Below are 24,753 nucleotides of genomic sequence, written 5' to 3'. Positions count from 1 at the left end.
ACAGGGAACCAATTTAATGTCATTACTTATTTCATAACGAAGCAGTTCCCGTGCAACGGCGGCGTACTTCGCCTCACAACACCCGGGGCCGCCGATACTACAAAGACAGGGAAATCCTTCACGTCACGCTCACGATACGGCCACGCCAAGTTGTCCCAGCACATGCTGGCGCAAGGCAACAAGGTGCGGATCATCGCGATGTCGCGGATAGGGTCGATCATTCGGGATATCGGCAATGATGCACGCAGGGCGGTCGCTGAATACGATCACGCGCGTGGCCATGAACAATGCCTCTTCCACATCGTGCGTCACCAAAAGCGTTGTAAAACGGATCCGATGCCACAATGCCAATAACTCACTTTGCATGTTCAAACGCGTCAGCGAATCCAACTTGCCGAAAGGTTCGTCCAGGATCAGCAGCGATGGGTCATTGACAAGGGCACGCGCCAACGCGGCACGCTGTGCCATGCCACCTGACAATTGGTGCGGGTAGGCATTGGCGAACGCGGCAAGACCCACCGTCTCCAACGCTTCGTCGATGCGACGGTCCGCATCGCGTCGACCCTGCGCGGCCGGCCCCAAACCGACGTTGCGACGGATGGTCAACCAGGGATAAAGCGTTGGGTCTTGAAATACAACAACCCGATGCGGATCCGGGCCGGCAACACGGTCGTTGTTGTAATAGATGGCGCCTTCACGCGGGGCTTCAAGGCCCGCAACCAATCGTAACAGCGTCGACTTTCCGCAGCCGCTTGGCCCCAGCAATGCGACAAAATCGCCCGGTTCAGCGGAAAATCGTACGTTATCCAACACCGGCAACGAAGTGCCATCCAATACAAAGGCATGGCTGACATCGCGAATATCCAGATAGCCGACCGCAGGGCCGATGGATGCATGTGCCGATGCCGCCTGGTTTTCGACGATCGTTACCATTTGAGAAGCCCCTTCTGCCATACAAGTAATCTTCCGCGAACGGCAAATAGCAACGTGATCAGGCCTGAGCACATCAACGCCATCACCAATAACGCCGCATACATATTCGCGTACGCGGCCCATCCTTGCGCCCATTGCAGATAGAAGCCCAATCCCGCCTTCACGCCCATCATCTCGGCGACGACCAATACCGAAAAGGATGCCCCAAGTCCCATGAACAAACCGACGAATACCGATGGCAACGCCGCTGGCACGGCAACACGCAAGACCAGGAACCAAGGCTTTCCACCCAGCGTGCGCGCGATATCGTAAAAAGCCGGATTGACACTCGCCACGCCCGACCATGTCAGCACGGCAACAGGAAACCCACTGGCGAGCGCGATCAGGAAGATGCTCGCGGAGAAGCTAGATGGGAAAAAGAAAAATGCCAGTGGCAACCACGCGGTGGCAGGTAACGGCCCGATGATCCGCAGGATGGGATGGACCCAATACCCGACGATCCGCGACCACCCCACGCCAACGCCAACCACAAACCCGGTCATCGCGCCTGCCACATAACCAAGGAACAATAACCGCAGTGAATACAGGAGGCTTGTTCCCAACTTGATGTAGTCGTTACGGAATACGTCCAGCAAGGCCTGCGGCGGCGCGAAAAACGGCCGGGGCAAGAGACCCAGCTTTGCTGTCACGACCTCCCATCCGGACAACACGACAGCCAGCGCGATTGCCCACGGGAACACGCGCGTTATCGCACCAATGCGCGCATCGGCAAGCGCCTCGGCATGCCTGCGCGATCCCGATATCGTCGCGAAGAACAATACGGCTGCGAGCACCACTGACAGCCAAGCCAGTGTGCTTGTTTCGGGGAAGTCGTCGTAATTCGGCCAGATGCCGACGATCGCTGCCAATGCGGTCCACGCCGCGGTGGCCATGGCACCCACAAACGCAACGCGTCGGTTGAATTGCCCCTTGCTTTTCGCCCGCGCATCCGGCGAAGGTAGCGCGGCATGTGACGCGCGATAGGTTCCCGGATCGCGCGATCCGACCACGTGTGGCTGCGATGATTCAGATTGGGAATAAGCCATGGTCGAAAGCTCAGAGCAAGGAATCGGCAAAGACGTGATGTGCGGATGAACAGCGAGTGACAATCACGAAGAACGTCATCGCCGCTGCGGCACATATATTCCGTAAATCATCCGCGTACATCATCGGGCTCGTCTGTGCAAGCCTGACTTCAACCCGAAAGTCATCTGAAATGGACATATGGCTCACCAAATTATCGCTGGTAGAATTTGATGGAGCTTATCTCGCACGACAGCCAGGCAAAACCAAGCATTTCTGCTTTTGATATGGTTTTTTAAGAAGTCTGAACGGGTGTACCACGCTATGCCGCGGCACGCGGCAGCAAGCCCGCGCCGACGACTTCACCAAATGGGCCGGATAACAGACCACCTGACCGGGTTTTCTGCTCCCGTGGCAGCAATGGAAATACCAGCTCCGCGAAGCGGTAAGATTCCTCCAGATGCGGATATCCAGAGAGAATGAAGGTTTCCACGCCCAGCGCCGCATACTCTTTCATCAATGCCGCGACCTGCTCCGGATTCCCGACCAGAGCCGTCCCCGCACCGCCACGTACCAAGCCAACCCCCGCCCAAAGGTGGGGATAAATCTGCAACTTGTCACGTCGGCCATTATGCAGTGCCGCCATCCGCCGCTGCCCTTCCGAATCCATCTTTGCAAACGATGCTTGCGCACGCGCAATGGTATCGTCATCCAATCGACTGATCAGCTTGTCCGCATCGGACCATGCCTCCGCCTCCGTCTCGCGCACGATCACATGCAGCCGGATGCCGAATGTAATCTTTCGCCCTTTCGCCTTCGCCCGTTGTCGTATATCGGCAATCTTTCTGGCAACGGCGTCGGGTGTTTCGCCCCAAGTCAGATAGGTATCGATATGATCGGCGGCAATCGCATGCGCCGCCGGTGACGAACCGCCAAACCACAATGGCGGATGCGCCGATTGTATCGGCGGATACAATATCTTCCCGCCTTTGCTTTGCAGGTGTTTCCCGTCGAATTCGATTGTCTCGCCCGCATGGGAGGCAGCGAGGAGGCCACGCCAGATATGCAGGAATTCGTCGGTCACTTCGTAACGCGTATCATGATCCGTAAAAATGCCGTCTCCGGCGAGCTCGGCCGGGTCGCCGCCCGTTACGACATTGATCAATAGCCGCCCTTTCGACAGTCGATCGAACGTGGATGCCATTCGCGCCGACAAGGCAGGAGAAGATAGCCCCGGCCGGATTGCGACGAGGAATTTAAGACGCTGCGTGAACGGCATGAGCGACGATGCGACAACCCATGCGTCCTCGCAGGATCGCCCCGTCGGCAGCAACACCCCTTCGTAACCGAGCGTGTCGGCCGCAACGGCAATCTGACGAAAATAGTCGAAATCCGCGGCGCGAGCGCCCTCGGAAGTCCCCAGGTAGCGACTGTCTCCGTGGGTAGGAATGAACCAAAAGACATTCATCGGACGGTCGCTCCTCCTATCCTCCGGCCGTCGATTCGGCCCCGTGCGTGATTTCCCATCATGTCGACACCTCGTTTAGGCAGCGCCGCGTGATAAGCAGGCGGCGCTCACGGAATAATCGGCATGACGTTAGCAAAAGGACGGCGGTGGCCGAACCAATATTTCCGTATGTGCTAATGCGGAATATCGGAAATCATCATAGGAAGAGGGTTACAGGAATGTGTCCGAAGCCGACCGCACCCATTTCGTGCATGGCAATGAAGGTTACCGGCTTTCGCACGCTGCCGCGCTACCGCGACGTCGTTTGCCCACCAAAGCGTTCACGGTAGGCTTGCGGCGTGACCGCGCATACCTTCATGACACTTCGCCGCAGGGAATCTTCGCTCCCAAAACCACACTTCAACGCGATGCGTTTGACTGGCAATGCCGTATCGACAAGTAGCCGCAGGGCCGCTTCCGTGCGAAACAATTCGATTGCCCGTGCCGGTGTATTGCCGGTTTTGTCGCGATAGTGACGCACGAAGCTTCTCTCACTCATGCCAGCCCGTCTCGCGAGCGCCGGCACCGACATATCGGATGTGAGGTTCTCTGCGATCCATGCGTGAAGCGCTTCGAAATCATCGCTGGCGTTCTGCAGTAGCAATGTGGCACTGAACTGTGCCTGGCCGCCAGGCCGTTTAAGAAATACAACGAGCTCTCGGGCCACGTCCAAGGCCAGCCCGCGACCGCAATCCGCCTCCACGAACGCGAGGGCAAGATCGATGCCGGCGGTAACACCTGCCGAGGTCCATACCTCGCCGTCCCGTATATAAATGGGATCTGGCTCAATGCGCAGCATCGGATAGAGATGACCAAGCGCCTGACAATGCGCCCAATGCGTTACAACGCGTCGCTGATCAAGCAGTCCCGCCGCCGCCAGCAGAAAGGCGCCAGTACACACCGATGCAATCCTTCTCACTGCTTCAGTGTGTTCACGCACCCATCTCAAAAGCGTGAGGTCTTTCGACGCGGCATGTACGCCGCGCCCACCCGCTACGATGAACGTATCGGCACCCGCGCCTGCGACGGGTAGCGGAAAGGTGTCAAGTCCTAAACCCGCGGAAGACACCACTTTACCGGACGCCGATACCACACGAACCTCGTACGGGCGCTGTTTGCCGCGTTCCAGGCAGAGCTCGTTCGCTGACGCGAACACCTGCATGGGCCCGGAGACATCGAGAAGTTGTACGTCGTCAAAAGCCAGTATGTTGACGGTTCGAAGCGTATCGGACACGAGAGAATGGCGTAAATTGCGGCCTGATTGGCCTTTACGCCATACGCTACACGTGTACAGTGCATCTGTCCAATACTCATCGACGCGCCATGCAACATGGCGGTCATTCCCTCCTGCTCCTACGATATCGACATGACCATTCGCATCGGCTTCCTCGTTTTTCCTGGCGTGCAACACCTCGACCTCGCAGGTCCATACGATGTCTTTGCATCGTTGGCGGATGTGCGCATTCATCTGATCTGGAAAGCGTTGGCGACCGTGAAAGCCAGCAACGGATTACCGTTGGCACCTGACACGACATTCGACGATTGCCCTACGTTGGATGTCATTTGCATTCCTGGAGGCGCAGGCGTGGGCGAGGTAATGGAAGACAACGTCACGCTTGCATTCATCCGCGAACAGGCGGCCCAGGCTACTTTTATCACCTCGGTTTGCACAGGTGCATTGGTACTGGGCGCCGCCGGACTGCTTCATGGGCGTCGCGCGACGACGCACTGGGCCTACCATGCATTGTTGTCGCGGTTTGGCGCACAGCCGGTCCAGGAACGCGTCGTTCGTGACGGGAACCTGCTGACTGGCGGCGGTGTCACTGCGGGAATCGATTTCGCACTGACATTGGTCGGGGAACTTGTCGGGGTCGACGAAGCACAAGCCATTCAACTGCAAATCGAATATGCGCCGGCACCGCCATTCGCCGCGGGCAGCCCTGACACCGCGCCCCCGTCCGTCCTTGAAGTCGCTCGTCAACGTACCGCGGCGAACGTCGCGAAACGGACGGAGATTGTTGCACGCGCGGCCGCCAGACTTGCTGCACACGGTTAGCTTATATCTTCAAATAACCGGATGCCTCACGACACTCGTACAGTCAAGCTACGCCACGGGCCAGCCGCGTTATCCGATATCAACGCAACATTTTGGAAAACAACTGGTCTCGTCTCGCTGCGTGGAATCAATATCTGCAACTGATTCTGCCTGCCTGGCATGTGCCCAAGACGGGTAACCGAGAGCACCAGATTTCGTCGCGTGGACTCGAGCCTGATATCCCACCGGCCTTGCTTACCACTACGCCATGCTTCCGTTTCACCGTCGTCCTCCACGGATCCCCCCTGAGCGACGCCTTCCGTCTTAAAGGGTGCCACCATGAACGCCCTTTCATCCGCGGGTGAGGCAAAATGTTGATCGGCTACATTCAAGGCAATCACACCACCCTCGCGAATCAGCATGATTGGCTGATCGAAAGGGGCAGGCAAACAGACCGTGTTGCCTCCATCGAACGCTTCGCCGCTCCAATACGAGAACCAGCGCGCGCCGGAAGGCAGATAGATTTCGCGCGCCGTCTGGTGTGCCTCGACCACCGGCGCTACCAGCATATGCGGCCCCAGCATCATGTCGTCGCCATCGTCGAGACAACGCCCGTCGCTTGGAAACTCAGCAAAAAGAGGCCTTAGAACCGGTTCGTAACAACTGTGCGACTGCCATAACAAGGCGTAAAGATAGGGGATCAAGCGATACCGCAATTTGATAAGCGCGGATATGTGATGGGTATGCTCCGGAAACATCCACGGCTCATTCACGCTGCCATCGTCGTTCCATGAATGGATACTGAAGCGCGGCAGGAAGACACCAAAAGCCACCCAGCGCATGAACAACTCCGGGTCCGGGGCTGGCCCGGAAAACCCCCCGATATCATGCCCCGTGTTCGACACGCCGGACATGGCAAGGCCCAAACCCATCTTCAGGTTATAGCGTAGCGTCTCCCAGGACGTGTAATTGTCGCCCGACCACGTTTGAACATAACGATGCATGCCCACACCTCCTGACCGCGAGACCAGGAACGGTCGCGTCGTCGGCGCATATTCACGCTGTGCGGCATGTGATGCCTGCATCATCAACTGCGTTTGCAATACCTTCGCCTGTTGCGCCACAAACGAACGTCCAAAACCGTTCGCAATCGCATCAGGCATCCAGATTTCAAACTCATTGTTGTCATTCCACGTCGCCGCGATACCGTAGGCGAGGAGGCTATCCTTTACCTTTCCCTTCCACCAATCGATTGTCGCGGAATTCGTGAAGTCGAGATAAGCGCCCACCTCATCCCAGAATTGAATCCATGCGGGGCCGCCATCGCCGGCACGGATAAGAAGTCCCGCTTCATCGACTTCCTTGAAAGCAGGATGATCACGAAGGAGGCACGGTTTGATGTTGGCGCATAAGCGGACGCCCTTTTCGAGATAACTGTCGACGAACCCTTTGATGTCAGGAAATTTCTCGCGATTCCAGTTGAAAACGTAGCGCTTTGCACCAATCGAAGTGTAGCCTGAGGACAAATGAAATGAGTCACACAGGATGTCGTGTTCGGCACAACGCTCGATGAACTCGCCCATTTGTTCCTGTGCGTTCGGGGCGTCGGTATAACGCATCGTCGAGCCGGAGTAGCCCAAACCCCACTTCGGCATCCAAGCCGGTTTTCCCGTAAGCCACGTGAAGCGGCGTACCGCGGCGAGGGGCGTACTCGGCGATGCGATGAAGTAATAGTCGAGATCACCATGTTCGGCGATGAAATGACGGTAGGCGCCATGATAGTTGTCCAACTCGCGACCCATATCGAACCGGCAGTCGGACAGCGTATCGTAGAAGAGGCCAAAGCCGCGCTGTGTGTCCGGCCGCCACGTCACATAAAAAGGAATGTGTTTATAGAGCGGGTCGGTAGTGCGCGCGCTATAGCCCATCGCATCGATATTGCGCATTTCATAGCTTTGGCCCGCACGATCAACCGATCCGGCACGCTCGCCCAGGCCAACATACATTTCACCGCGCTCGCGTTCGACGTAGTGATAGACCCTGGCGTCCCACCACGAGAAGTTGTACGCCTGCGTCTGGCGATCCCGCAAAACACGATGCCATTCGCCGTTCTCGCGTAAGTCCCACGAACAAAATCCTCCCGCATAGTCGACGGTCAAACGAATACACGCTGTTTCGACGACGAGATGACCCGCGGTATTCACGACGGAGAAAGACGGTGGCGTGAAACCACTCATGTCGCGCCGATCCCGACCTTCGATCGGGGTGTCTTCCATGCCTGGCGCGATGGCCCACGTATTCGGTCCATGTAGCTGCCCGTCGGGGAGAACAAGCACGCGAATGATGTCATCGGCGAGAACGAACAGTTCGATCAGGCTTCCCGTGTCCGACGCCAGGATGAGGTGATTGTCGGTGTTGTGCGACAACGTGAATTGCGGTTTAACGTTCAATGAAGCCATATCAGATCTCGTGTCTTTATCAAGCGGCATCTTGAGCACTGCTTTTGCCGCACGGTGGCTAGCGCACGGCGGCATGGCCACGCATCAGGATGACGAGGAGCGTAGCGCCTATCAGGTCGAACAGGCCCAATGCGGCGAAAAGCGGTTTGTAGCCAATCGAGTCAGCCAACGCCCCGACGACGAGAGAGAATCCCAGGCCGCCGATCCAGGCCGCCATGCCGGCGAAGCCTGCGGCGGTGCCGACTTCCCCAGGCACAAAGACATCCGCGCTCAGTGTATTGACCAACGCCGAAATCATCTGATGCGCGAATCCGCCCACGCAGAACAGTGCAATGGCTTCATACGGAGAAGCGACCAGGCCAATGCACGCGGGTCCGATCATCATCACCGCGCCGAGCACGACGCCGGCAATGCGCGACCAGATCAGTGAGATGCGCAGATGCTTCATCAGGAAGGGCGAAAGATATCCCCCGAACAAACCGCCTAAGTCGGCGGCCAGAAAGGGCACCCATGCAAACAAAGCGATCTCTTTCAGATCCATGTGCCGTTCCGTGGCAAGATACAGCGGAATCCAGAAACTGAACGTCTGCCACGCGGGCTCGGCAAAGAAACGCGCCTGAGCGATCGCCCAAAAACGCCGCGTGGTGATGACATCTCGAATGCGGTATGTATCTCGCACCGTCTCTGTCGCGATACTTTGTCCACTGGTGATCTGCTCCTGCTCTTCGCGAGAAATCCGGGGATGTTCCGTGGGCGTGCGATAAAACGCGTACCAACACGCAGCCCAAATAAAGCCTAGCGCACCGGTTACCAGAAAGGCAGCCTGCCATCCATAATGAAGTGATACGAGTATGACCAAAGGCGGCGCCAATACTGAACCTAAGGAGGTTCCCGCATTGAAATAGCCCACGGCGATGGACTTTTCCCGATTTGGAAACCATTCAGCAACCACCTTCATCCCCGCGGGAATGGCGACCGCTTCAGCAAGGCCCATGAAGCCACGCATTGCCGCAAGGGAAAGCCAACTGCCGGCGAAGCCATGAAGGCACCCTATCACCGACCATAAGCAGGCAAATAACGTGAAGCCAATGCGCAGCCCGATCAGATCGATGGTTACGCCGCATACCGGCTGCATGATCGTGTATCCCACCTGGAAGGCGCCCACCACATAGGAGTACTGTTGGGTACTCATATGCAGCACCGTCTTCAACTCCGGCGCTAATACACCCAGAGCATTGCGGGAAAGGTAATTCACAATGGTGCCGGCACACACAAGTGCAATGATCCACCATCGCAAGCCAACGATCTTTTTCACGTGCTTCCCCGTTCCGTTCAGCAAGCGTTTTCGCTTGCATCGCCAGAATGTTCGCTGTCGAACGACACGCTTGTCGTTATCGGACATCCTACCGTGCGCAAAGGATGAGAAAATCAGGGTAAACGCGGATATGGCTCTGTTTTTACTCTATATTTGGATTATTTACGTTGATTCTTTTTACGTTGTCAGATGACTCAACACAAATGATATTTGATGTTCGTTTTCGAACTGTCTATTAAGTCAATTTTTTGAATGCAGCAGACATGCTTGCCCCATACGGCCATTTTTATGGATTGCCGCCTGGACCCGTTCCGGAGCACAGTGGAACCGATCAAACGTAATGCCTATGCGCGCGGGCTGATATAGCGGGAAGCCGTTATCAAGGCAGCAACGCTCCGCCCCAGCTTTTCCGGCACGCCGGAACAGGTCGCGGACAGATTGTCGCCATGGGGCGAGGCTCGATCAGATATATGTGAACGTGCCAGGGGCGACCATGTTCGCGCAAACAAAACGCAGTCAAAGCATGATGTATTTCCACCGCATGCCCGTTTTAAAGCATGGCCAGCAACAACAAGACAATCCCGCCAATCGATGCCAGCCAGCAGTAAGAGCGAACATACGGTACGCCAAACGCATAAAGGGGTACATAGACAATGCGCGCTATCAGGTAAACCATCGCACCGATATGACTCAGCGTGCCGGCTTTACCCGCCAGATGAACAATCAATACCGCGGCAATGAAAACAGGCAACGTCTCCATGAGGTTCTGCTGCGCCCGTTTCAATCGTCCTGTCACGGGTCCGACGGGTGGCCCGGGTTCATCCCGCGGCCCTGCGTTATATTGCAAGCCCGTCTCCCGGTTGCGCCACATCGCGGGCAATATTACCTGTACCAAAGTCAGTACCAGGACCCAGGCAAGGATTGTCATATCGATGGTCATCGTTTTATTCCTTTATTGAAAGCAACTTGTCACTCATGCTACTGACCTGACCGATACATCGCGGGACACGTGATTCGGCCAACAGGCCGTTTCGCAGAGCAATTATCGCGCCCAGGTTCCTTAATCGACACTCGCGGCAAGCGCGGCCTGCTGCAATGCCGCGCCGTCGCCTTGCTCCATCACTTGTCCGTACTCCAGCTTCAGATAGCGATCCGCGAGCCCGAAGTAGCGATCGTCATGCGTGATCACCAGGACCGTTTTTCCGCGTGCTTTCAATGCCGGCAATAGACGCCGATAAAACAAGTCCTTGAACAGCGGGTCCTGATCGGCTGCCCACTCGTCAAACACATAGAACGGGCGGTCTTCCAGATAGGCGACCAGCAACGCTAGGCGCTTGCGCTGCCCTTGCGACAGTGCCAACGTCGAGAAGACGCCTTGCGTGATGCTGACCTTGTGATCTAATTGCAGTTCGTGCAAAAGGCGCTGTGCGTCGGCGTCGAGGTCGCCAGCCGATTGCGCGGCGTTGATGGCCATCGCAGCGCGTAAGCCCAGCAGATTATCGAACAAGAAGAAATCACTGAAGACGACCGAAAAGTGTTGTCGATACGCTTCCCGATCGCCAGCGCCAACCGGCAGACCATCAACGACAATGCGCCCCTCTTCGGGCGGATACAGTCCCACCAGCATCTTGGCCAGGGTCGTCTTGCCACTGCCATTGCCGCCAATCAGATAGACAATCTCGCCGGGCGTAAACACCGTGCTGACCGGACCCAATGTGAACGTACCATTGTCCTTTTCCCGAAAATAACGATGCGCGACACCCTCCAGAACGATCTCTCTGAAGCCGCGTACTGGCGTATCACATCCTTCGACGGCGGTGCCATCATGGGCGCTATCGCATGTGTCGGAGGAACCATTGACATGATGGTTCACGCGGACTCTGGCAGATGTCCGTGTTATCTCATCGTCCCCTGTTTCCTGTACCAATTCACCGTTGACATGCTCGATCCGCTCCAGGGCGACGCGGGCGGCACTGACCATCGGCATGGATGACAACACCGCCTCGATCGGCATGATCATGTAAACAAACACGATCGCATAACCAGAGAGCACCTGCTTGCTGGCGCCCAGATGTTGCCCGAACACAAACAATGTCAAACCGATAAAAGCAAACAGAATGAAGTTGCCCCAGCTGTTCGCCGCCGCATACAACAGATAACCGCGCGTGCGCTGCGCGCGCACCGCCTCTACATTTCCCGCGAGCGTACCGTCGATGAATGCGCGACGGCGCGCACGATGCAGCTTCAATTCCTTGGCGCCATCGAAGAGCGATCGGAAATGCCGAATCAATTCGTCCTCTCGCACCCGTGAAGCCCGCAAGTGAAACAGGGCCTGCGTATGCGCAAGCCGATATCCAAACGTGCCTAAAACAATTGTTAAAAAGGCGACGACAAAAATGCCCCACGATAAATATGCCAGGTACGCCAGGCACCCGACAATCAGCGCGCCTTGCGTGGCCAGCGCCGGCAAGCCGATGAACAGGGCAACAATCGTATCGAGATCCTGCGTGAGGACTGCCATCGATTTCGCCGCGCCCTGCCGCTCCAGCGAAAGAAACGATGCACCACCAATGCGGTGAATCGTGCTCATCCGTAATCGCGCCTTGACCTGCTGCCCGAGGCGCATGAACAATGTCTGTGCCAGTGTGCGCGTGACCAGGACAACGATGCCGAGCATCAAAAACATACCGCCCAGATGCGGTAGCCCTTCAGCGTCCGCGGCAAGCGCCTGATTGATCAGTGCCAGCAGACCCGCATTGCCAAAACCGCCGATAAAGCCACACAACGTTGCGAACACCAGCACGCCGCGGGATTGATGGACCAGACGTAAAAGGATCAGCATGGTGTTCCTCGTGAAGCCTGTCCGGACCTGCATCACCGTGCCGCGCGACGATCCCGACGTAGGCGATTGGTCATCGATACCGGACTTTCTAATTCATCACCCACTTAATGAGAATCATTCTTCTTCGCGAGTGCGACGATACGGTGCCGGCGCTGCCGGTGTCAAGCGCGCGTTTTCGTTGATACCGCGCGATTTTTCGAGATAACGATCGATTCACGGCATCGACGCGAGGGCATTTATCACCCCTCTAACAAAATCATGTTAATAAGACTCATTTGCATTTAATCGGATTTTGTTTGAAGATAAGGTTTTTGTGGAGAACCGCATGGATCGCCCTGACGCGCTACTGTCACCTTCCGGGATGCCAAGCGAGAGTGCCGCCACGACGCTGGCGCCCTCTCCTACCGTTCCATCGATTGCATCGCATGATGCCTTGTCCCGGTTGCTGGCGCGTCAGTCGGCGTGGCCACTTGACGCGCCGGCACCCGACGACGCGGCGTTGGGGATCATTTTCGACATGGCTTTGCGTGCACCAGATCACGGTAGATTACGGCCTTGGCGCTTTGTCGTGATTCGAGGCGAAGCGCGGCATGCGCTCGGCCAGGTGCTCGTCGACGCCGCAGCCGGACGGCATCCCGATGCCGGCACGGCCGTACATGAAGGCCGACGTCAGAAGGCACTCGCGGCGCCCGTGATCATCGCAATGGCAACCGCCACCACGACGGCCACCAAGGTGCCTGAAATCGAACAGATGATGGCGGTGGGCGCGGCGGCGATGAATATGCTGAACGCCATCCACCTGCTCGGCTTCGGTGGCTTCTGGGCCACCGGTCCCGACACCTATGACCGCAACGTGCATCACGCACTGGGCTTTACCGAGACCGAGAAATTGGCCGGTTTCCTTTTCGTCGGCACACGGCGCGATGCCGCGACTCCGGTGCAAAGGCCCCCACGCGCGTCACACGTCCGCGAGTGGCTGGGGCCGTCCTCCACTCGTCACCCGGCGTAGTGCCAATTGGCCCGACACCGCGCCAACTACAGCACGACGTTGGTCAGCATGGCCACGGCTGCATCGAATACCACCCTTACTCGCGCGGGTACGGGACCGCGTTGGGGACGATAGACACATACCGGCCAGGACGTGGGCGCAATGTCGTCGAGGACCGTCAGCAATTTCCCCTCTGCGATATAAGGACGTGCGAGATAACGCGGCATTTGCGTGAAGCCCAGCCCCGCAACCACCGCGCGACACTCGGCATCGACATCATCGCTTTGGAATACCGGATGCGCCGGCGTGAATTGCTGACCGCCGGCCAGCTCCCATGGCCAGAGCCGCCCGGTGCGCCGATCGATGTAACCGGTCATGGGCATGTCCGCCATGTGTCCGATATTACCCGGCATCCCAACGCGCGCGATCAATGCAGGCGCGCCAACAATAACGAAATCGACCTGCGCAACCTCGCGCGCAACGAAGCGGCTGTCCCGCAAAAACCCGATGCGCACGCCGACATCGATCTGTTCCGCAACGGGGTCGACGATGGTATCGGAAAGGCGAAGATCGATCGTCAACCGGGGATATTGCACGGCGAGCGCCGTCACGACACGCAACAGCAAGGCATCACCCAGCAATTTCGGCGCAGCCATACGCACGATGCCGACTATGTCCGCGGCGGCGCGCGTATCCCTGACACCCAGTAGCCGGTCAACCTGCGACACAAGGTCACGAGCCTGCTGCGCAAAAGCAGCGCCCGCCTGTGTGACGTTGACGCGCCGGGTATTACGATGAAACAGCACTTCTCCGGTGGCGCGCTCCGCCTCATGCACTGCGCGCGTGACGGCCTGGGGCGAAATGGCAAGCCGCGCCGCCGCACCCTTGAAACTGCCCGCATCCACCGCCGCGCAGAAAATGCGCAGCATTTCGATTTTGTTTTGCATCGATCGAATCGTGACAATGCCATAAAGTGGAATTGTGAAATCGTAACATTTCCATTGCTTTGCATAGCGTGGATTTCTTACCATGGGCACACCGGCACGATGGTTGCGGCCGGCACCGACCGTTGGATGCCGGCGTATTTCGATACGTTACAAGCACGCTTCGCGCGCGCATGGCAACATGAAGTAATTGCCGCGTGAGGTCACGTGGTTCAGCCCCCTGCAAAATGAGCCGCGGCGCTGCTTCCCCGTATATCTCGCATTTGCGTTTCCCCAGGACAAAGAGAGAGTCAAACCATGTACAAAGCTTACGGTTATGCAGTGCAATCCCCCACGACGCCGTTCGCCCCGTTCGACTTCCAACGTCGTGATACGGGTCCGAACGATGTGCGCATCGACATTCAATTCTGCGGCGTCTGCCACTCGGATCTTCACACTGCTCGTGGTGAATGGGCGGGTACGGTCTACCCGAACGTCCCAGGCCACGAAATCGTCGGCCGCGTCGCCGAGGTCGGCAAGGACGTCACGAAGTTCAAGGTGGGCGACATGGTCGGCGTCGGCTGCATGGTCGACTCCTGCCGCGCGTGTGCTGCATGCAATGAAGGATTGGAACAGTACTGCGAAGGTCCCGGCGGTTTTATCGGCACCTACAATGCACCGGACAAGCATACGAACGGCGTGACGTATGGCGGTTATTCGTCGTCAATCGTCGTCGATGAGGCTTTCACGCTGCGTTTGCCGGACAACCTCGACCCGGCCGCCGCCGCGCCCCTGCTGTGCGCCGGCATCACTACCTATTCGCCGCTGCGTCATTGGAAGGTCGGCCCAGGTCAAAAGGTGGGCGTCGTCGGGCTAGGCGGCCTTGGGCACATGGGCGTGAAGCTCGCGGTCGCGATGGGTGCCAAGGTCGTGCTGTTCACGACCTCCGCCAGCAAGGTGGACGATGCGAAGCGCCTGGGTGCGCACGAAGTCGTCATATCGAAGGACGAAGCGCAAATGGCCGCGCATGCGAATTCTTTCGACTTCATCCTGAATACGGTCGCGGCATCGCATAATCTGGATCAGTTCACCGCCCTGCTGAAGCGCGATGGCGTGCTGACACTGGTAGGCGTGCCGGAACATGCGCACCCGTCGCCGTCGGTCGCAAACTTGATCTTCAAGCGTCGTACGTTGGCCGGCTCGCTGATTGGTGGCATTGCCGAAACACAGGAAATGCTGGATTTCTGCGGCAAGCACAACATTGTTTCCGATGTCGAGATGATTCGCATGGACCAAATCGAAGAAGCGTACGGCCGCATGTTGAAGAGCGACGTGAAGTACCGTTTCGTCATCGACATGGCGTCACTGGCACGCTAAGGAAAAGCGCCACGCCGGGTCACGGCGTGGCGCCTCCTGTCATGCACTCCTTGTCAGATGACGTTACCGCATACTGCCGGCATCGGCACCAATGCCCTGCCCGCTAAGTCATGCGTCAGACGGACGGCAACGATGTTCACGATTCGCGTGGGGGCGTCCGGCTGAAGTCCGTCGCCGCGAAATCCGCCCCTTGAAAGCGCGACTCCAGGGCGTCCACCGGCTTCGCATCCGCCAGGATCTGCTCCGCGTAGTCCTCGGCATTGTCTTGTGGATGGTAGGCTACCCGGATACGGCTATTGTCCCACCACGCACGCGTATTCCCCGACATCCCGTACACGATATCAAAACCCACGTCCGGGGTGTCCAGGCTGGCGTCCACGAGCGCGCACGCGTCGCGATGCGACAACCAGGTACTCAGGTGGCGTATCGACACCGGCCGCGGCTGGAAGGAGCCTATCCGCAGGCACACTGTCTCGATGCCGTGCTTTTCCCAATATAAACGCGCCAGCCCTTCGCCCCACACCTTGCTCAGTCCGTACAGGCTATCCGGATTAACCGGCATCGACGGGTTCAGCGCCATATCGCATGCGTACATGCCCGTGGCGTGATTGCTGCTGGCATAGACAATGCGCCGCACGCCACACTGCCGCGCCGCTTCGTACACATGGAACAGTGCAACGTAGTTGTGCTGCAGCAGAATATCGAACGGCTGCTCCACCGAGATTCCAGCCATATGAACAATCGCGCCGGCACCGTCGAAGAGGCTGCGACAAAAGGCCGGATCACCTAGATCACCCTGCCGGAACCCTCCGCTTTCCGCGGCGTGAGGGGCGACCGTCGCGTCGTCGGCGAGCGGCTTGATGTCGGTATAGCGGCCCAATCGACCTGTCTCAATAAAATGCGCGCGCAGCACGCGGCCGATGGCCCCGCCCGCTCCGGTCAGAACCACCGGCTTACGTTCTCCGTCCACCGCGACGGCGGTGCCGGATTGTGTCATTGTGTCTGTCATTGCGACGCCTTGTCAAAATCAAATGGCGGGCGTGAGAGCGATGCTTCATGCATGACTCTCACGCGCTCCCCCTCCGGAAACACGCAACCCATGTGCTTCCTCTCACCGCTTAGCGCTGCTCCTTGACCCGCGACACCAACTGCGTCGGACTCACGAACTGCAGCGCGATCAACACCCACAGCAGCGTGATGGCCATATAGATCATCGCCATGGCATCGATCGATTGCGGTGCGCGTACGCCGGTGGAAAATACCGCGTAGTACAACGCGACCACGAGTGTCTGGGTGCTGGGTCCCGCGGTGAAATAAGTAAGCTCGAACATGCCGATTGTGCGAACGAGCACCAACAAGCCTGCCGCTAGCATCCCCGGAACCAGCAAAGGCAGCAGCACATACCGGAAATAGCGTAACGTGTTTGCGCCGAAGATGCGCGCGGCCGATTCAAGGTTCGGATCGATCTGTTCGATGAACGGCGTCATTACCAGGATCACGAACGGGAGTGCAGGCACCAGGTTCGCCATGATCACGCCGGTCAGCGTGCCCGCCATCCCGAATTTATACATCACCGTTGCTAGCGGAATCCCGTAGGTGACCGGTGGCACCATCATCGGCAGGAGAAACACCAGCATCGCCCAACGCTTGCCGGGGAATTCAACGCGCGCCAATGCATACGCCGCGGGAACGCCCAGAAGCACGGACAACAGCACGGTGGCACCGACGACGATCGTCGTCACCCACAACACGCTGCCCAACTGGAAATCGGACCAGGCCTGTGCATACCAGTGCAGCGTGAATCCCTGCGGCAATAGCGTGCCGAACCAGCGCGTGGCCGTTGAATTCACCGCCACCGTAGCGATGAGCAACAGCACGTTCACCAGGAAAAAGATCATCGCGCCCCAGACCACCGTCTTCCACAGACGGTCGCCCAGGTTGGACGGTGGACGGGGTTGCCGACGTTGCAGCACGTCGGCGCTTTTCTTGCCCTCGCTGACACGGTCGACCACCTTGTCTTGCTCGCCGGAGCCGTATCGGTTCCCATCATGGCCATCGGCAATCGCGAACGCGCCGGCATTCGCGCGCGTGTCGCCTACTACTGCCAGTCTTTTGCGCGTATTCATCAGCCTTTGCCTCCCGTGACCGGACCGCGATAGAAAAAGCGGCGTGCACCCAGCATTGCAGCCACGACCAGTAACTGGGCAAAGCCCATGATGATCGCGATCGTCGATGCCAATCCGTAGTCGTAGCTTTCGAAAGCGGCCTCCGATGCGGCAATCGAGATCACCCGCGTCGGCCCCGCCGGCGACCCAAGCAGAATGGCGGATGGAAACACGGAGAATGCCTGCACGAATGACAGGCAAGCCGCCATCGTCAATCCGGGCACCAGCAGCGGCAGATAGATTTGCCGGAATTGCTGCCAGGGCGTCGCGCCAAGTGTTGCGGCGGCACGGGCTAGCGTCGGATCGATGCCTGTCACATAAGACAAGGTCAGCAGGAATGCAAACGGGAAACCGGACACCACTAGCGAGATCAACACGCCCCAGTAGTTATGGGTCAGGCGAACTTCATCGTCATACAGGTGCAGCGCATGCACCGCCTGGGAGAACCAGCCGTTCGGGCCGAAGTAACTCAACATGCCATCCGCAATCAATACGGTTCCCAGCGTCACCGGGATCACCAGCAATGTCGTGACGAGTTTCTGATACGCCGATTTCCGCCGCAGCGCGAACGCCACGGGCACGGACAGCCCGACATTGATGATGGTCGCGGGAATTGCCAGTTTCATCGTGACGAACACGGTCGGCCACATCGACCGGTCACTGAAGAACGTCAAATAGTTAGCCCAGACGCTGCCGCCGTTCATCGGCTGGAACGACAACATCAAGCCATAGAAGAATGGGTAAATGAACATCGCCGCGATAAACAGCAAGGCCGGTACGACGAGCCAGGCCTTCAAGTCACGCGGCATCCTCACCGGTGGGGTTGGCAACGCGGACGCATTCATGCATTTTCTCCCGCATAAACCAAGGTGCGATCGGTGGGTACGCTCAAACGGATACGTTCACCCTCGCGCACGTCACCAGGCAGACGCGCCCACAGCGTACCGAATTCCGCACGCGCGAAAACGAGCGAATTGTGACCGCCATACTCGACCGTTTGCACCTCGACGTCGAACACATTGTCGTCTTCGGACGTGGCGATCGTCAAATCCTCCGGACGGATGGCCAGGCTTACCGCCTTGCGTTCGAATGCAGCCATCGCGATACCGGTCAAGGTAACGCCGCCAGCATTGACAACAACGCTATCGCCACGCATGCCGTCCAATGTGAACGGGAATACATTTCGATACCCCATGAAACGCGCGACATGGAGATTCGACGGACGACCATAGACTTCCTTCGGGCTGCCCACCTGCTGCACTTGCCCTTCCTTCATGACGACGATGCGATCGGCCATCGACAATGCTTCATCCTGGTCATGCGTGACATAGATCGTCGCCCGGTCCAACTCGGAGTGAATCCGCCGAATCTCCGCGCGCATTTCAATACGCAGCTTCGTGTCGAGATTCGACAATGGTTCGTCCATCAGGATCAACGGCGGCTCGATGACAATCGCCCGGGCGATGGCAACGCGTTGCTGTTGCCCGCCCGACAATTGGCCAGGCAGTTTTTTCTCGTGACCCACCAACTGGACCAGTTCAAGCGCGGCCCGTGCTCGCCGCATGGCTTCCGCTTTTGCAACACCACGCATCTTCAAACCGAACGCGACATTGTCCAGAACGGACATGTGCGGAAAGAGCGCATAGTTCTGAAATACCATGCCGAAACCACGTTGCTCCGGGGGCAGGATATCGATCCGTTCGTCATCAAGCCAGATGCCGCCACCAGTCAGCGGCTGCAATCCCGCAATGCAGTTCAAGGCCGTGGATTTACCACAGCCGGACGGTCCGAGCAAAGCGATGAACTCGCCGCGCGCAATATCGAGATCGAGCTCTCGCAGCGCATTCAACTGCTGGCCTTCGGCATTGGTGAAACTGCGCGATACCCCGTCCAAACGCAATTGACGGAACGAATGGTTCATCGTGGCACCTATCGAGACTTTTAAGACGCAATCAGCGCGCCATCAGGCGCGCTGTGGGAGGGAAAGAGACAACCTTATTTCGACTTCAGCGCGCCGATGTCCCGGTCCCATTTCTGGAACGCCGCCACCATCGCCGTGGCATCCAACGGCACGACGTTAGGACGTTGCGCAATCCACGCGCTGTATTCCGGGCGGCCAAACTTCTTGATGACATCCTGGCTCTGTTGCGGCGCCATCTCCAGCGTCACACCTTTCACGGCCGGGCCTGGGTAGAAATAACCATCGTCATACGTGCGCGCCTGCTGTTCCGGTTCGAGCATGAAGTTCATCAGCTTGAACAGCGTATCCAGCTTCTCTTTCGGCACGCCCTTCGGAATGGCCATATAGTGCGCGTCGTTGACCCATGTCATGTTGTCGAACGCCTGCACCTTGAACTCCGCCGGGACGATGCCCAATGCGCGCGGATTGATATCCCATCCGGTGACCGTGACCGTCATGTCGCGGGTACCTTCACCCAACTCCTTCATCACCGCCGACGTGCCACCCGGGTAATACGGAATACAGCTGTCGAGCTCCTTCAAGAACGCCCAGGTCTTGTCCCAACCGTTGATCGGGTCCCGCGGATCCTTGTCGCCCAGCAGATAGGGCAAGCCCATCAAAAACGTCCGGCCCGGCCCCGAGTTCGCGGGGCGTGCGTAGATCAGGCGATTCGGATTGGCTTTACACCATGCCAGCAGTTCGGCGGGTGTTTTCGGCGGATGGGGTACTTTCGCGGGATTGAATTCGAGCAGTGGGCCAGCCGGCATGTACGTGACTTCCACCGCCTGGTTTTGTGCAATGTCCTGCATCTTGCGCGGCCCTGGCGCGTACTTGTCCAGCAAGCCCGGGAATGCCGCCTGGTGCTCCGGCAAGATTGCCTCGAACAGCTTTTGCTGAATGCCCGCGGCTAACACGTCGGTCCCAATCAGAATCAAGTCGATATCGGACCGGCCGGCGTTCTGCATTGCCTTGATCTTGCCGGGCAGTTGCGGCGCGGGAGAATTGGTGAATGTGATGGACGAAACCAGATCCGGGTACTTGGCCTTGAACGCTTCGAAGCTCTTTTGCGTGAGTTGGAGATTTCCCGCGGCGTCGACGATATTGATCGATACCGGTGCTGCGTGGGCATGGCCCATTCCTCCGGCAACGATACCCAGGCTTAACAACACGCCAGCACAGATTGCCGTGAGAGAAGTCCGGCGCTTTGCAACGTTCACCATCATCTGTCCCCTTCCTTTATTATCGATATCGTCCATCCCGCTGCCGTTGCCTTACGCCTTTTAATCAAGCGTATGCAACAGGTCATGCACCCGCGCCTCGATCAATGCGGCATGCACGCTTGCGGCTTCAGACCTAAGACGCTGTCTTAGAGATAGGTTATCTGATGTCGAATCCTAATGGCCGGGGAAAATGCCTACTATCAATGTAAACCCTCGCAACGTCGTTTTGGCGCATTCCGAGGCGTGCCAGGACCGTTACTTCCCGATAAACCCTTATGAAAAAAAGCAGAAATCGGGGGAAATCATTCAAATAACCAGCGAGCACCACTCGCGCTTAAAAGAATGACTACGTGATCAGACATCTTATGTTTTCGCGTGACAAATAGCGCAAGAATGGGTGGGAAACCCGTTACGTTACGTTGCGCTGCGCTCACGCGGCGTAATCGCCAAGATGTCGGCAATATCCGGGTTGTCGTCTTGCCAGGGCATCAGGAACCGCGATGCGTAGCTGCGCCAGACGCCAGATGACACGAAAAGGTCAAGCGAGTCCGGATCAAGATGGTTATCGCGTTTCATTTTTCCCATGATCTTGAACGCCTCACTCAGGGGTTTGGCTTTTTTATATGGCCGATCGCCCGCGGTAAGCGCCTCGAAGACGTCCGCGACGGCCATCATTCGTGCGATCGGGCTCATCTGGTTACGCGTCAAGCCGCGCGGATAGCCGCCGCCATCCATTTTCTCGTGGTGACCACCGGCGTATTCCGGAACGTTTTTCAAGGCACCGTTCAGCGGCAGCCCTTCCAGCATCACAATGGTTCGGGTGATATGGCGATTTATTTCAAACCGTTCTTCCGGCGTCAGGGTGCCCCGCTCGATGGACAAGTTGTGCAGCTCTCCAAGATTCATCCGATCTGGGAGCGGTTTCATACGGAAGCCGAAACGTGCTTCCCGCTCGCTCAATGCATTCGGTTCATGCCCGATGATGTGCTCCTCGCGATCGGCAAGCAATGGCTCCTCCCTCGGCAAACCGATTGCGGGCGTATGATCCGCGCGACAGTGCGCCATGCGCGCGCGTTCATCGCGTGAGGTGCCCAGCATGTCGTCGAGCGTGCGCGTCCACCTTCGCCGAGCGATGGTGCGCAAACGGTCTACATGTTCTGGCTGCATTGATTCGCCGCCTTCGTTGCAATGGGCCACGAACGCGAAGTCGTCGTCAAGCGAGCGTAACGCCTGATCCCGGGTTGCCCGGGCCTCAGTCTCCAATGCCCCCGTGGCGACAGCGCGCCAGTAATCGATATGTGCGTGCGCCTTCAGTACCTCGAAGCGCATGCGAATCTCGTGAATGCGATTCGCCAAGGTCTCGAGCTTGGTTGCCTTGTCGATGACATATTCCGCCGTCGTCAGCTTGCCGCAGTCGTGCAGCCAGCTTGCCACCTCCACCGCCTCCCAATCGTCCGGTGTCAGGGAGAAGGATGCATACGGGCCGTGCTTTGCCTCGCATGCCGCTTGAACCAGTGCCTGCATCAAGACCGGTACGCGCTGGCAATGCCCGCTGGTATGCGGAGACTTCGCATCGATCGCCTCCGCGATCATCCGTACGACGCCATCGAGCAACGCCTTTCGGGATTTAAGCAGCAATGCGGTCTCCAGTGCGATGGCGGCATTGCCTGCGAGCGCGCGAGCCAGATCGAGATCGCCCGGCACGGTGCGAGGCGATTGGCCGCTCACGTTTGCAGCGATATCGTCGCCGTGCATCAACAACAGCATGCCGCCAATCAACTCATTTGCGCGATTGCGCAAGGCAATCACTTGCAGCCGCGATGTCGGCGCCCCGCCGTGGTTCTCGGGGGTACGACCTGCCGTCAACGCAGCAAGCAAGGTTTCACCCGGCACGCTCCCGGCGGATACGCCCCCCGCTATCGGCCAGCTTAACTGGGTGGCGGCGTGGCGTTGCAATGCATCGCGAATTCGTTCTCCCAGGCCACCGGCGCGCGTGTCCACGGCCATGCCCTCGGTCCCGAACACCCGCGCGATCGTCATCGACGCATTGCGCTGTCGATCCGTTGCCTCGGATGTCCCTGGGTCGTTCGATCCCGCGTTTGTCCGTGCGCCGATACGGAAATGCACGCCGTCATCCTCGGTCAACACGATGACGCCACCATTCGACCGCGTGGCGTGCACCGTTTCATCCAGCAGTCGGGCCAGCAGCCGATCCGGATCACGCTCGGCGGCCAGTGTCCGGCCGATTTCAACGAACCGCTGCAGCGTTGCCCCTGCCGCATGCAATGCCCCGGAGAGCGTCTCAATTTCGGTCACCGGCGAATGCTGCTTGCGCATCGCGCCGGAAAAATCGAACGCGTTCAGCGCCTCTGCCTGTCTGGAGATGGCGACCAATGGCCGGCTCACCCGGCGCGCGGTGAAGCGGATGACAATCAGCATCACGAACACCGCCAGCAGACTGATCATCTCCAAAATGGCGACCATGCGTCGCTCCTCGGCCAGCACCTCGTCATCCGGCGTGGCCAATACGACCCGAAACAGCCAGCCGGAAGCGCTTACGGGCATCACACGCATCGTCCAGCGATGGCCCTCCACCGTAATGCGTTGTGGTCCGGTGGACGACACAGTGTCACGCGACGCGCGCATCATGCGATGCATGATTGGCGAGGCGGTCAGACCCTCCTGCGTCGCTGGCGATATGGGCTCCGGCGCCGCACCGTGTGCATGCAGCGCCACGTCGCAGGCTGGCGTAACCGCTTCCGCCGTTGTCGCCAACACGTCGCCGCGTGCGTTGGCGATCAGCAACGCGGTGCTGGCCGTATTGCGCAATCGCATCAACTTCATGGACAAATCGGCAAGGCCGAGGTCAATACCTAATACGCCGTCGCCATGAGGCAGGCGCCGCGCAAAGGTGATGCCGCGTTCCCCGGTCGCGTAAAACCAATAAGGGTCTGTCAAGATCGGCTTTGACTGCGCGCGAGCGTGACGATACCAGTCCCGCGCGCGCGGATCGTAACCGAGCGACGATGGCGGTGAAATGAGGATCGGATGAAAACCATCATCGAGGAACGTCAGCGTGGCCGCCGTCACGCTGACATGGGACGATTTTTCATCAGCCTCCGGCGCAATGCGCTCCAACAGGAAGCGCGCCTCATCAGGTGCTGCGAGGTGACGGCGCACCGCATCCGACGAGAGGCGCCGCAACAGGACAAAGCCCCCGTTCTCATAGCCGATATACACTGCCGATACCACGGGCATGGCATCCAACACCACCCGCATCCGCTTGATAAACGACGGTTGCACCGCATCGCGATACGCTACGGCCTGGGGGTCCGCCGCCACCAACATACTTAGTGCATCGATGGATGTCAGGCTCTTGTCGATAGCCGCGCCGCTTTCACCAGCCATATGAGCGAAAAGGGTCTGCGATGCCCCATCGACGATTGACATGGTTCGATTATTGACAAACAACACGATACTCAATAGCACAAAGACCGCGGTCAGGCCAAACACCAGCGTCAAATGCGTATCAAGTCGCCGCCGGGATAGGGTGCGATATAGCCTGGGCCAGCGCGTCATGATGTCTACCTATATAGGCACGCCTGCCGCACAGCGTGGCAAACCCGGATTGCGGCGGTTTCATATGGGGTCCCAATATTCTTATCAAATAAACGGTTTTGTGGAAAGATTAAACGATCTTATATCTCGAAAATGCAACGATATTACGAGATTGCGTGGCAGGACGGATGACGCGAAATCGCTTTGAGAACGGGGACATAGCACTTTAAAAACGAATTTCTCAATTTTATTGCTTGAAAACCTTAAATTAGGGCGCAACGGATTTTGCCATGCGGCGCCAACACGCTATCATGGGATCATTGATATATAAAATCGGGTAGCATCAGATCGACGCTTGATGCTTATGCACGTAAGCCGTCTCGCGGCCTTTGTGCCAAAATAAAATGCA

Annotated in this window: 18 protein-coding genes; 3 read left to right on the top strand and 15 right to left on the bottom strand. The window is 58.1% G+C overall.

Annotated features, from left to right (window positions below; translation table 11 throughout):
- Positions 1-129 precede the first annotated feature (129 nt).
- The 4 genes from SJQ66_RS06615 to SJQ66_RS06600 form a co-directional block, all read right to left on the bottom strand.
- Positions 130-954 (bottom strand): ABC transporter ATP-binding protein, encoded by an 825-nt coding sequence (locus SJQ66_RS06615; protein WP_407691477.1) that lies wholly within the window; start codon positions 952-954, stop codon positions 130-132.
- Complete coding sequence (locus SJQ66_RS06610) at positions 927-2,018, bottom strand: ABC transporter permease (protein WP_407691476.1); 1,092 nt, start codon at positions 2,016-2,018, stop codon at positions 927-929. The genes SJQ66_RS06615 and SJQ66_RS06610 overlap by 28 nt, the downstream gene beginning before the upstream one ends.
- Before the next feature lie 299 nt (positions 2,019-2,317).
- A complete protein-coding gene (gene ssuD / locus SJQ66_RS06605; RefSeq protein ID WP_046152057.1) occupies positions 2,318-3,463 on the bottom strand; it encodes an FMNH2-dependent alkanesulfonate monooxygenase in 1,146 nt (381 codons plus the stop codon).
- 289 nt (positions 3,464-3,752) lie between these two features.
- Entirely contained in the window at positions 3,753-4,736 is a 984-nt protein-coding gene (locus tag SJQ66_RS06600; protein WP_407691475.1) for a GlxA family transcriptional regulator, read from the bottom strand.
- A gap of 132 nt (positions 4,737-4,868) precedes the next feature.
- Here SJQ66_RS06600 and SJQ66_RS06595 point away from each other — a divergent pair, with 132 nt between their 5' ends.
- Complete coding sequence (locus SJQ66_RS06595; RefSeq protein ID WP_024904814.1) at positions 4,869-5,558, top strand: DJ-1/PfpI family protein; 690 nt, start codon at positions 4,869-4,871, stop codon at positions 5,556-5,558.
- A gap of 26 nt (positions 5,559-5,584) precedes the next feature.
- Here SJQ66_RS06595 and SJQ66_RS06590 read toward each other — a convergent pair whose 3' ends face one another.
- From SJQ66_RS06590 to SJQ66_RS06575, 4 genes are all read right to left on the bottom strand, one after another.
- Positions 5,585-7,996: a glycoside hydrolase family 31 protein gene (locus SJQ66_RS06590; protein ID WP_320534109.1), complete on the bottom strand. Its 2,412-nt coding sequence runs from the start codon at positions 7,994-7,996 to the stop codon at positions 5,585-5,587.
- A 58-nt stretch (positions 7,997-8,054) separates the two neighbouring features.
- Positions 8,055-9,311, bottom strand: coding sequence for an MFS transporter (locus tag SJQ66_RS06585; protein ID WP_320534108.1), 1,257 nt, complete (start codon positions 9,309-9,311; stop codon positions 8,055-8,057).
- A 550-nt stretch (positions 9,312-9,861) separates the two neighbouring features.
- Positions 9,862-10,251, bottom strand: a complete 390-nt coding sequence (locus tag SJQ66_RS06580; protein ID WP_253464303.1) for an MAPEG family protein — start codon at positions 10,249-10,251, stop codon at positions 9,862-9,864.
- Positions 10,252-10,371: 120 nt separating this feature from the next.
- Positions 10,372-12,153, bottom strand: coding sequence for a cyclic peptide export ABC transporter (locus SJQ66_RS06575; RefSeq protein ID WP_253464305.1), 1,782 nt, complete (start codon positions 12,151-12,153; stop codon positions 10,372-10,374).
- A 361-nt stretch (positions 12,154-12,514) separates the two neighbouring features.
- Between SJQ66_RS06575 and SJQ66_RS06570 the strand changes: the two genes are divergently transcribed.
- A complete protein-coding gene (locus tag SJQ66_RS06570; protein WP_407691482.1) occupies positions 12,515-13,162 on the top strand; it encodes a nitroreductase family protein in 648 nt (215 codons plus the stop codon).
- A gap of 26 nt (positions 13,163-13,188) precedes the next feature.
- Here SJQ66_RS06570 and SJQ66_RS06565 read toward each other — a convergent pair whose 3' ends face one another.
- A complete protein-coding gene (locus SJQ66_RS06565) occupies positions 13,189-14,088 on the bottom strand; it encodes a LysR family transcriptional regulator (RefSeq protein WP_024904820.1) in 900 nt (299 codons plus the stop codon).
- 294 nt (positions 14,089-14,382) lie between these two features.
- On the opposite strand from SJQ66_RS06565, the gene SJQ66_RS06560 reads away from it, so the two are divergent.
- Positions 14,383-15,441, top strand: coding sequence for an NAD(P)-dependent alcohol dehydrogenase (locus tag SJQ66_RS06560; RefSeq protein ID WP_024904821.1), 1,059 nt, complete (start codon positions 14,383-14,385; stop codon positions 15,439-15,441).
- Positions 15,442-15,577: 136 nt separating this feature from the next.
- On the opposite strand, the gene SJQ66_RS06555 is transcribed toward SJQ66_RS06560, so the two are convergent.
- From SJQ66_RS06555 to SJQ66_RS06530, 6 genes are all read right to left on the bottom strand, one after another.
- Positions 15,578-16,450: an NAD-dependent epimerase/dehydratase family protein gene (locus tag SJQ66_RS06555; RefSeq protein WP_253464310.1), complete on the bottom strand. Its 873-nt coding sequence runs from the start codon at positions 16,448-16,450 to the stop codon at positions 15,578-15,580.
- 109 nt (positions 16,451-16,559) lie between these two features.
- Positions 16,560-17,339: an ABC transporter permease gene (locus SJQ66_RS06550; protein ID WP_096335608.1), complete on the bottom strand. Its 780-nt coding sequence runs from the start codon at positions 17,337-17,339 to the stop codon at positions 16,560-16,562.
- A 227-nt stretch (positions 17,340-17,566) separates the two neighbouring features.
- Positions 17,567-18,451: an ABC transporter permease gene (locus SJQ66_RS06545; protein ID WP_024904824.1), complete on the bottom strand. Its 885-nt coding sequence runs from the start codon at positions 18,449-18,451 to the stop codon at positions 17,567-17,569.
- Entirely contained in the window at positions 18,448-19,527 is a 1,080-nt protein-coding gene (locus SJQ66_RS06540) for an ABC transporter ATP-binding protein (protein WP_024904825.1), read from the bottom strand. Before SJQ66_RS06540 ends, SJQ66_RS06545 begins: the two co-directional genes overlap by 4 nt.
- A 74-nt stretch (positions 19,528-19,601) precedes the next feature.
- Positions 19,602-20,702, bottom strand: a complete 1,101-nt coding sequence (locus tag SJQ66_RS06535) for an extracellular solute-binding protein (protein ID WP_081765088.1) — start codon at positions 20,700-20,702, stop codon at positions 19,602-19,604.
- 498 nt (positions 20,703-21,200) lie between these two features.
- Positions 21,201-24,365 (bottom strand): HD domain-containing phosphohydrolase, encoded by a 3,165-nt coding sequence (locus tag SJQ66_RS06530; RefSeq protein WP_320534107.1) that lies wholly within the window; start codon positions 24,363-24,365, stop codon positions 21,201-21,203.
- Positions 24,366-24,753: the final 388 nt, after the last annotated feature.

It is taken from the genome of Robbsia andropogonis, assembly GCF_034047095.1.
Lineage (GTDB): Bacteria > Pseudomonadota > Gammaproteobacteria > Burkholderiales > Burkholderiaceae > Robbsia > Robbsia andropogonis.
The sequence above is the reverse complement of the archived record's forward strand: the minus strand, read 5'-3'. Positions and strand labels throughout refer to the sequence as shown.

Bases quoted from the DNA above. Each gene is read 5' to 3' on its own strand.
- SJQ66_RS06555 (WP_253464310.1), bottom strand. From the start codon at position 16,450: ATGACAGACACAATGACACAATCCGGCACCGCCGTCGCGGTGGACGGA.
- SJQ66_RS06535 (WP_081765088.1), bottom strand. From the start codon at position 20,702: ATGGGCCATGCCCACGCAGCACCGGTATCGATCAATATCGTCGACGCC.
- SJQ66_RS06590 (WP_320534109.1), bottom strand. From the start codon at position 7,996: ATGGCTTCATTGAACGTTAAACCGCAATTCACGTTGTCGCACAACACC.
- SJQ66_RS06530 (WP_320534107.1), bottom strand. From the start codon at position 24,365: ATGACGCGCTGGCCCAGGCTATATCGCACCCTATCCCGGCGGCGACTT.
- SJQ66_RS06575 (WP_253464305.1), bottom strand. From the start codon at position 12,153: ATGCTGATCCTTTTACGTCTGGTCCATCAATCCCGCGGCGTGCTGGTG.
- SJQ66_RS06610 (WP_407691476.1), bottom strand. From the start codon at position 2,018: ATGGCTTATTCCCAATCTGAATCATCGCAGCCACACGTGGTCGGATCG.
- SJQ66_RS06595 (WP_024904814.1), top strand. From the start codon at position 4,869: ATGACCATTCGCATCGGCTTCCTCGTTTTTCCTGGCGTGCAACACCTC.
- SJQ66_RS06550 (WP_096335608.1), bottom strand. From the start codon at position 17,339: ATGATCTTTTTCCTGGTGAACGTGCTGTTGCTCATCGCTACGGTGGCG.
- SJQ66_RS06570 (WP_407691482.1), top strand. From the start codon at position 12,515: ATGCCAAGCGAGAGTGCCGCCACGACGCTGGCGCCCTCTCCTACCGTT.
- SJQ66_RS06565 (WP_024904820.1), bottom strand. From the start codon at position 14,088: ATGCAAAACAAAATCGAAATGCTGCGCATTTTCTGCGCGGCGGTGGAT.
- SJQ66_RS06540 (WP_024904825.1), bottom strand. From the start codon at position 19,527: ATGAACCATTCGTTCCGTCAATTGCGTTTGGACGGGGTATCGCGCAGT.
- SJQ66_RS06615 (WP_407691477.1), bottom strand. From the start codon at position 954: ATGGCAGAAGGGGCTTCTCAAATGGTAACGATCGTCGAAAACCAGGCG.
- SJQ66_RS06580 (WP_253464303.1), bottom strand. From the start codon at position 10,251: ATGACCATCGATATGACAATCCTTGCCTGGGTCCTGGTACTGACTTTG.
- ssuD (WP_046152057.1), bottom strand. From the start codon at position 3,463: ATGAATGTCTTTTGGTTCATTCCTACCCACGGAGACAGTCGCTACCTG.
- SJQ66_RS06560 (WP_024904821.1), top strand. From the start codon at position 14,383: ATGTACAAAGCTTACGGTTATGCAGTGCAATCCCCCACGACGCCGTTC.
- SJQ66_RS06545 (WP_024904824.1), bottom strand. From the start codon at position 18,451: ATGAATGCGTCCGCGTTGCCAACCCCACCGGTGAGGATGCCGCGTGAC.